The 6,912-nt window shown below is 68.2% G+C and carries 4 protein-coding genes and 2 rRNA genes (1 of these 6 cut by a window edge); 1 reads left to right on the top strand and 5 read right to left on the bottom strand.

The features are described from left to right. Positions 1–213: 213 nt before the first annotated feature. Positions 214–1,248, bottom strand: a complete 1,035-nt coding sequence (locus DDQ41_RS05335) for an HAD-IIA family hydrolase (RefSeq protein WP_109293436.1) — start codon at positions 1,246–1,248, stop codon at positions 214–216. Between the two features lie 123 nt (positions 1,249–1,371). On the opposite strand from DDQ41_RS05335, the gene DDQ41_RS05340 reads away from it, so the two are divergent. Then, positions 1,372–2,652: a DUF1015 domain-containing protein gene (locus DDQ41_RS05340; RefSeq protein WP_245991325.1), complete on the top strand. Its 1,281-nt coding sequence runs from the start codon at positions 1,372–1,374 to the stop codon at positions 2,650–2,652. A gap of 141 nt (positions 2,653–2,793) precedes the next feature. Here the strand turns inward: DDQ41_RS05340 and DDQ41_RS05345 are convergent, their stop codons facing one another. The 4 genes from DDQ41_RS05345 to DDQ41_RS05360 form a co-directional block, all read right to left on the bottom strand. Beyond that, positions 2,794–3,606 (bottom strand): tetratricopeptide repeat protein, encoded by an 813-nt coding sequence (locus DDQ41_RS05345; RefSeq protein ID WP_109293438.1) that lies wholly within the window; start codon positions 3,604–3,606, stop codon positions 2,794–2,796. Beyond that, positions 3,591–4,721: a hypothetical protein gene (locus tag DDQ41_RS32255; RefSeq protein WP_162602617.1), complete on the bottom strand. Its 1,131-nt coding sequence runs from the start codon at positions 4,719–4,721 to the stop codon at positions 3,591–3,593. Before DDQ41_RS32255 ends, DDQ41_RS05345 begins: the two co-directional genes overlap by 16 nt. Positions 4,722–4,957: 236 nt before the next feature. Continuing rightward, a 5S ribosomal RNA gene (gene rrf / locus DDQ41_RS05355) occupies positions 4,958–5,074 on the bottom strand. Positions 5,075–5,178: 104 nt separating this feature from the next. After that, positions 5,179–6,912 (bottom strand): 23S ribosomal RNA (locus DDQ41_RS05360) (it continues 1,386 nt past the right edge of the window).

The following is a 6,912-nucleotide window of genomic DNA, read 5'->3' on the forward strand; positions in this document are numbered from 1 at the left end:
GGCCCTGATGAGGGGGAGGAGGGCGTGCCCGGCCCATCCGCCCCGGCCCATCCGCCCCGGCCCATCCGCCCCGGCCCATCCGCCCCGCCCCGCGCACCCGTTCAACCGTCCGACACCCGCCCCGCATCCGACACCCGCCCCGCCTCCGGCTCGCTCCCCCGCCTCCGGCGACCGGACTCCGTCCCCCGCGTGCGTCCACTCCGCCGCACACGTTCACCAGCCCAGCCGGGCCAGCGCCCTCCCCGCCTCCGGCGACCGGACCCCGTCCCCCGCGTGCGTCCACGCCGCCGCACACAGCGCCCGCAGCCCGTCGAGCCGCCGGCCGTCCCCCTCGATCACGAGTGCGTCCCCCCGCACGGAGGCCGTCCAGCCGCCGACGGCGAACCCCTCCCCGGAACCGGCGGACCCCACCTCGGGTTGTCCGGTGAGCAGCCCCCTCAGGTCCTCGTCCACGTAGGTCGGCCGGTGCCTCGGTTCCGCCCGCAGCAGTTGCGCCGGGTCCGTCACCCCGGTCAGCACGAGCAGCGAGTCCACCCCTCCGTTGAACGCCCCCTCGATGTCGGTGTCGAGCCGGTCCCCGACCACCAGCGGCCGTTCCGCCCCGGTCCGCAGGATCGTCTCCCGGTGCATCGGCGGCAGCGGCTTCCCCGCGACCTGCGGCTCGCGGCCGGTCGCGATCCGCACGGCCTCGACCGCAGCCCCGTTCCCCGGCGCGATCCCCCGTGCGCCCGGGATCGTCAGGTCCGTGTTCGACGCGAACCACGGCACGCCGCGCGCCACCGCGTACGACGCCTCCGCGAGCCGCCCCCACGCCAGCTCCGGGCCGCCGTACCCCTGGACCACGGCCGCCGGGTCGTCGTCCGCCGAGTCCACCGGCTCGAGACCGCGCTCGCGCAACGCCACCCGCAAGCCCTCACCGCCGATGACGAGCACCCGCGAACCCGGGGGGACCTGCTCGGCGATCAGCCGGGCCGCGGCCTGAGCCGAGGTGATCACATCGTGCGCCTCCGCGGGCACGCCCAGCTCGGTGAGGTGCGCCGCCACCGCCTCCGGTGTCCGCAGGGCGTTGTTCGTGACGTACGCCAGATGCATCCCGCCGTCGCGAGCGGTCCCCAGGGACGCCACCGCGTGCGGCACGGGCTCCCCGCCGGCGTACACCACCCCGTCGAGGTCCAGCAGAGCCGTGTCGTACACCTCGCTGAGTGCCCTCGCACTGCCACCCGGGCTGGTTCTGCCCTGCTCACCCATGCCGTTCCGCTCCTCATCTCCCGGTACCCGGTCCCTGCGGCCGGGGCGCCCGACGCGTGGCGCGTCACCGTCACGCGCTCCCCCAGATCATCGCTCATCACTCCGGCCACATACGATGCACCAATGAGCGCGCGAGGTGACAGGGCAGCCGAGGGTCTGCGCATGGTCCCGTTCCGTGGACTCCGCTACGTTCCCGAGCGGGTCGGCAGTCTTGCCGCCGTCACCTCGCCCCCCTACGACGTCGTCGTACGGCCCGACGGACTGCACCACCTCGAGTCCGCGGACCCCTACAACATCGTCCGGCTGATCCTCCCTCAGGCGGCGACCGCCAGCGCGCGCCACGAGCAGGCCGCCGAGACCCTCGACCGCTGGGTCGCCGAAGGCGTCCTCGCCCCCGACCCGGAGCCCGCGCTGTACGTCTACGAGCAGTGCAGAGGCGTCCTCCTGCAACGCGGCATCATCGGGGCGCTGGCCCTTTCCTCCCCCGAGGAGGGCGTCGTCCTTCCGCACGAGGACGTCATGCCGCACGTGGTGGCCGACCGCACCGACCTGATGCGCACCACCGGCGCCAATCTCGAACCCCTGCTGCTGACCTACCGCAGCGAGGGACCGGCGAACGGGGCGAGCGCCGTCATCGAGCGCGTCATCCACGAGAAACCGCTGCTGTCGACGACCACCGAAGACGGGTTCGACCACCGCCTCTGGTCGGTCACCGACGCCGGGGACCTGGCGGACATCGCCGCCGACCTGGCCCGGCAGCAGGCCCTGATCGCCGACGGCCACCACCGCTGGGCCACCTACCTCCGGCTCCGCGACGAGCAACGCGCGCCCGGCGCCTGGAACTACGGGCTGGTCCTGCTCATCGACACCGCCCGCTACCCCCTCCAGGTCCGCGCCATCCACCGGCTGCTGAACCGGCTGCCGGTCACCGACGCGCTCGCCGCGGTGGACGGGCTGTTCCGCGTCCGCCGGATCGACGGACCGCTGTCCCACGCCCTCGGCGCCCTGGCGGAGGCCGTCGGCGAAGGCAACGCCTACATCCTCGCCGGGGACGGCCGATTCCATCTCATCGACCGGCCCGACCCCGCACTCCTGGAACGGACGGTCCAGGCCGACCGTCCGGACGCCTGGCGCCGGCTCGACGCCACCGTGCTCCACGCCACCCTGCTGGAGCGGATCTGGAACATCCCGGACTCGCCCGAGCAGATCACCTACATCCACGACACGGAGGCAGCGGTGATCCAGGCGGAGCGCCGGGGCGGCACGGCCGTGCTGATGCACCCCGTACGCGAGGAGGTCGTGCGGGACCTGGCCCGGCAGGGCGTCACCATGCCGCGCAAATCGACGTCCTTCGGCCCGAAGCCTGCGACGGGACTGGTCCTGCGCAGCCTGCACCTGGACTGACGGACCGAGCACGGCGGACCGAGCACGACGGACCGAGAACCGCGAGGGCGGGAGCACGGGGAAGGCCCGGCCCCTTGAGCTGTTGCGCCCAGGAGCCGGGCCCTCCAACACCCGGTCTGCCCGTCCGTCCGGGCAGCGGGATCAGGCGTTTCCGCCGCCGATCTGATCATCGCCCGGGGAACTGTCGGGCGCAGCCTCGGAAACGTCGTCCGCCGGGGGACGCACGCCGGACCCGCCGGCATCCTCGGCACCGCCGTCGGCCCTCGCGCCGCCGGCCTCGACGTCGGTGTCAACATCGGCCTCGGTGTCGGCCTCGACGTCGGTGTCAACATCGGCCTCGGTGTCGGCCTCGACGTCGGTGTCCGTGTCGGTGTCCGTGTCGTCCACCAGCGCATCGACGAACTCCACGCCGTCCAACTCCGCAAGCCGGTCGGAGGCGTCGGTCGAACCGTCCTTGTCCGCCTCGACGGCCTTGGCGAACCACTCCCGCGCCTCGGACTCCCGTTCTGCGGCCAGAAGCGCGTCAGCATACGCATACCGCAGACGTGCGGTCCACGGCTGCACCGCGTTCGACGCCAGCTCGGGGCTCTGCAACGTCACGATGGCAGCTTCGAGTTGCTCCATGTCCCGGCGGGCGCCCGCGGCGACGAGCCGCATCTCGACCTGGCCGGCCTTGTCGAGCTTCTGCACCTCGGCCTCACCGGCCATCGCCAGCGCCCGCTCGGGCCGGCCCATTCCGCGCTCGCAGTCGGCCATCACGGGCCAGAGCTCGACACCGCCGGTCATCCGCCGCGCGGCGCGGAACTCCGCCAGAGCCTCCTGGTACCGCTGAGTCGCGTACGCGGCAAAACCCGCCGCCTCCCGCACCGCGGCCACCCGGGACGCGAGCCGTAGCGCCACGCGCGAATACCCGTACGCCTGCTCCGGGTCCTCGTCGATCAGCCGCGCGACCATGACGAGGTTCCTCGCGACATCCTCGGCGAGCGTCCTGGGCAGGCTCTGAAGCTCCTGGCGTACGTCCTTGTCGATCTCCTCGCCGGTGACGTCCTCGGGAATCGGCAGCCGCTTGATCGGCTCCCGGTCCCGATCCCGATCCCGCCCGCGATCGTCGCGCCGCTCGTCCCGGCGGCCGTAGCCTCCACGGTCGTCACCTGCGCGGTGACCCCCGCGAGGCCGCCCATAGCCTCCGCGGTCGTCATCACGACGCGGACCACGCGGCCTCTCGTCACGACGTCCGAAACCACCGCGATCGTCACGGCGATCGCCATCGCGACGGAAACCACCGCGATCGTCGTCCCGACGCGGACCACGGTCATCCCTGCGCTCGGCGTCGCGTCGAGGACCGCCGTAACCGCCACGGCTCCCATCGCGACGGAATCCACCGCGGTCGTCGTCCCGACGCGGACCACGCTCATCACGGCGATCGTCACGACGCCCATAGGCGCGCTCGTCGCGAGGGAAGCGACCGTCACGGCTGTCGTCGCGACGTCCGTAACCACGCTCGTCGCGAGGGAAGGAGCCCCCACGGTCTCGATCGCGGTCGTCACGGCGCGGCCCGCCCCGGTCGTCACGGCGGTAGCCGCCGCCACGGTTATCGTCACGACGTCCGAAACCACCGCGATCGTCACGGCGATCGCCATCGCGACGGAAACCGCCGCGATCGTCGTCCCGACGCGGACCACGGTCATCCCTGCGCTCGGCGTCGCGTCGAGGACCGCCGTAACCGCCACGGCTCCCATCCCGACGGAAACCACCACGGTCGTCGTCCCGACGCGGACCACGCTCATCCCGACGGAAACCACCGCGGTCGTCGTCCCGACGCGGACCACGCTCATCCCGACGGAAACCACCGCGATCGTCGTCCCGACGCGGACCACGCTCATCACGGCGATCGTCACGACGCCCATAGGCGCGCTCGTCGCGAGGGAAGCGACCGTCACGGCTGTCGTCGCGACGTCCGTAACCACGCTCGTCGCGAGGGAAGGAGCCCCCACGGTCTCGATCGCGGTCGTCACGGCGCGGCCCGCCCCGGTCGTCACGGCGGTAGCCGCCGCCACGGTTATCGTCACGACGCGGGCCACCGCGATAGCCGCCCCGGTCGCCGCCACCGTCTCGGTGGCGCGGCTCGCGCTCAGGACGATCGTCGGCTGAGTTGGTGGGCATCGTTGGGGCTCCTGTCTTCGGGTACCGCAGTCAATTCTCGCGCAGCCGGCGGACCGGCGCGCTCCGGAAAATATCCAAACACGCAAAACAAAAAGGACCCGTGGTCCCAGCTGAACGCTGGGACCACGGGTCCTGAAAGATTGTTCGGCGGCGTCCTACTCTCCCACAGGGTCCCCCCTGCAGTACCATCGGCGCTGAAAGGCTTAGCTTCCGGGTTCGAAATGTAACCGGGCGTCTCCCTAACGCTATGACCACCGAAACCCTATGAAAAAATCGAACCAGCCGACCAGCACCCCACCACCGGCGGTATACGGTCTCGGCATGTTCGTTACTTCAGAACTAACACAGTGGACGCGAGCAACTGAGGACAAGCCCTCGGCCTATTAGTACCGGTCAACTCCACCAGTCACCTGGCTTCCATATCCGGCCTATCAACCCAGTCGTCTACTGGGAGCCTTACCCCATCAAGTGGGTGGGAGCCCTCATCTCGAAGCAGGCTTCCCGCTTAGATGCTTTCAGCGGTTATCCCTCCCGAACGTAGCCAACCAGCCATGCCCTTGGCAGGACAACTGGCACACCAGAGGTTCGTCCGTCCCGGTCCTCTCGTACTAGGGACAGCCCTTCTCAAGACTCCTACGCGCACAGCGGATAGGGACCGAACTGTCTCACGACGTTCTAAACCCAGCTCGCGTACCGCTTTAATGGGCGAACAGCCCAACCCTTGGGACCGACTCCAGCCCCAGGATGCGACGAGCCGACATCGAGGTGCCAAACCATCCCGTCGATATGGACTCTTGGGGAAGATCAGCCTGTTATCCCCGGGGTACCTTTTATCCGTTGAGCGACGGCGCTTCCACAAGCCACCGCCGGATCACTAGTCCCGACTTTCGTCCCTGCTCGACCCGTCGGTCTCACAGTCAAGCTCCCTTGTGCACTTACACTCAACACCTGATTACCAACCAGGCTGAGGGAACCTTTGGGCGCCTCCGTTACCCTTTAGGAGGCAACCGCCCCAGTTAAACTACCCATCAGACACTGTCCCTGATCCGGATCACGGACCCAGGTTAGACATCCAGCACGACCAGAGTGGTATTTCAACGACGACTCCACCTGAACTGGCGTCCAAGCATCACAGTCTCCCACCTATCCTACACAAGCCGAACCGAACACCAATATCAAACTGTAGTAAAGGTCCCGGGGTCTTTCCGTCCTGCTGCGCGAAACGAGCATCTTTACTCGTAGTGCAATTTCACCGGGCCTATGGTTGAGACAGTCGAGAAGTCGTTACGCCATTCGTGCAGGTCGGAACTTACCCGACAAGGAATTTCGCTACCTTAGGATGGTTATAGTTACCACCGCCGTTTACTGGCGCTTAAGTTCTCAGCTTCGCCCCACCGAAATGGAGCTAACCGGTCCCCTTAACGTTCCAGCACCGGGCAGGCGTCAGTCCGTATACATCGCCTTACGGCTTCGCACGGACCTGTGTTTTTAGTAAACAGTCGCTTCTCGCTGGTCTCTGCGGCCACCCCCAGCTCACCGAGTAAATCGGATCACCAGGCGTGGCCCCCCTTCTCCCGAAGTTACGGGGGCATTTTGCCGAGTTCCTTAACCATAGTTCACCCGAACGCCTCGGTATTCTCTACCTGACCACCTGAGTCGGTTTAGGGTACGGGCCGCCATGAAACTCGCTAGAGGCTTTTCTCGACAGCATAGGATCATCCACTTCACCACAATCGGCTCGGCATCAGGTCTCACCCACATGAGAGACGGATTTACCTATCTCTCGGGCTACACCCTTACCCCGGGACAACCACCGCCCGGGCTGGACTACCTTCCTGCGTCACCCCATCGCTTACCTACTACCACCTCGGGTCAGCGGCTCCACCACTCCGACCTCGTCCGAAGACTCAGCCGACGGCTTCACGGCCTTAGCATAAATGGGCTCGATACTGGGCGTTTCAAAGCGGGTACCGGAATATCAACCGGTTGTCCATCGACTACGCCTGTCGGCCTCGCCTTAGGTCCCGACTTACCCTGGGCAGATCAGCTTGACCCAGGAACCCTTAGTCAATCGGCGCACACGTTTCCCACGTGTGT

Source organism: Streptomyces spongiicola (assembly GCF_003122365.1).
GTDB lineage: Bacteria > Actinomycetota > Actinomycetes > Streptomycetales > Streptomycetaceae > Streptomyces > Streptomyces spongiicola.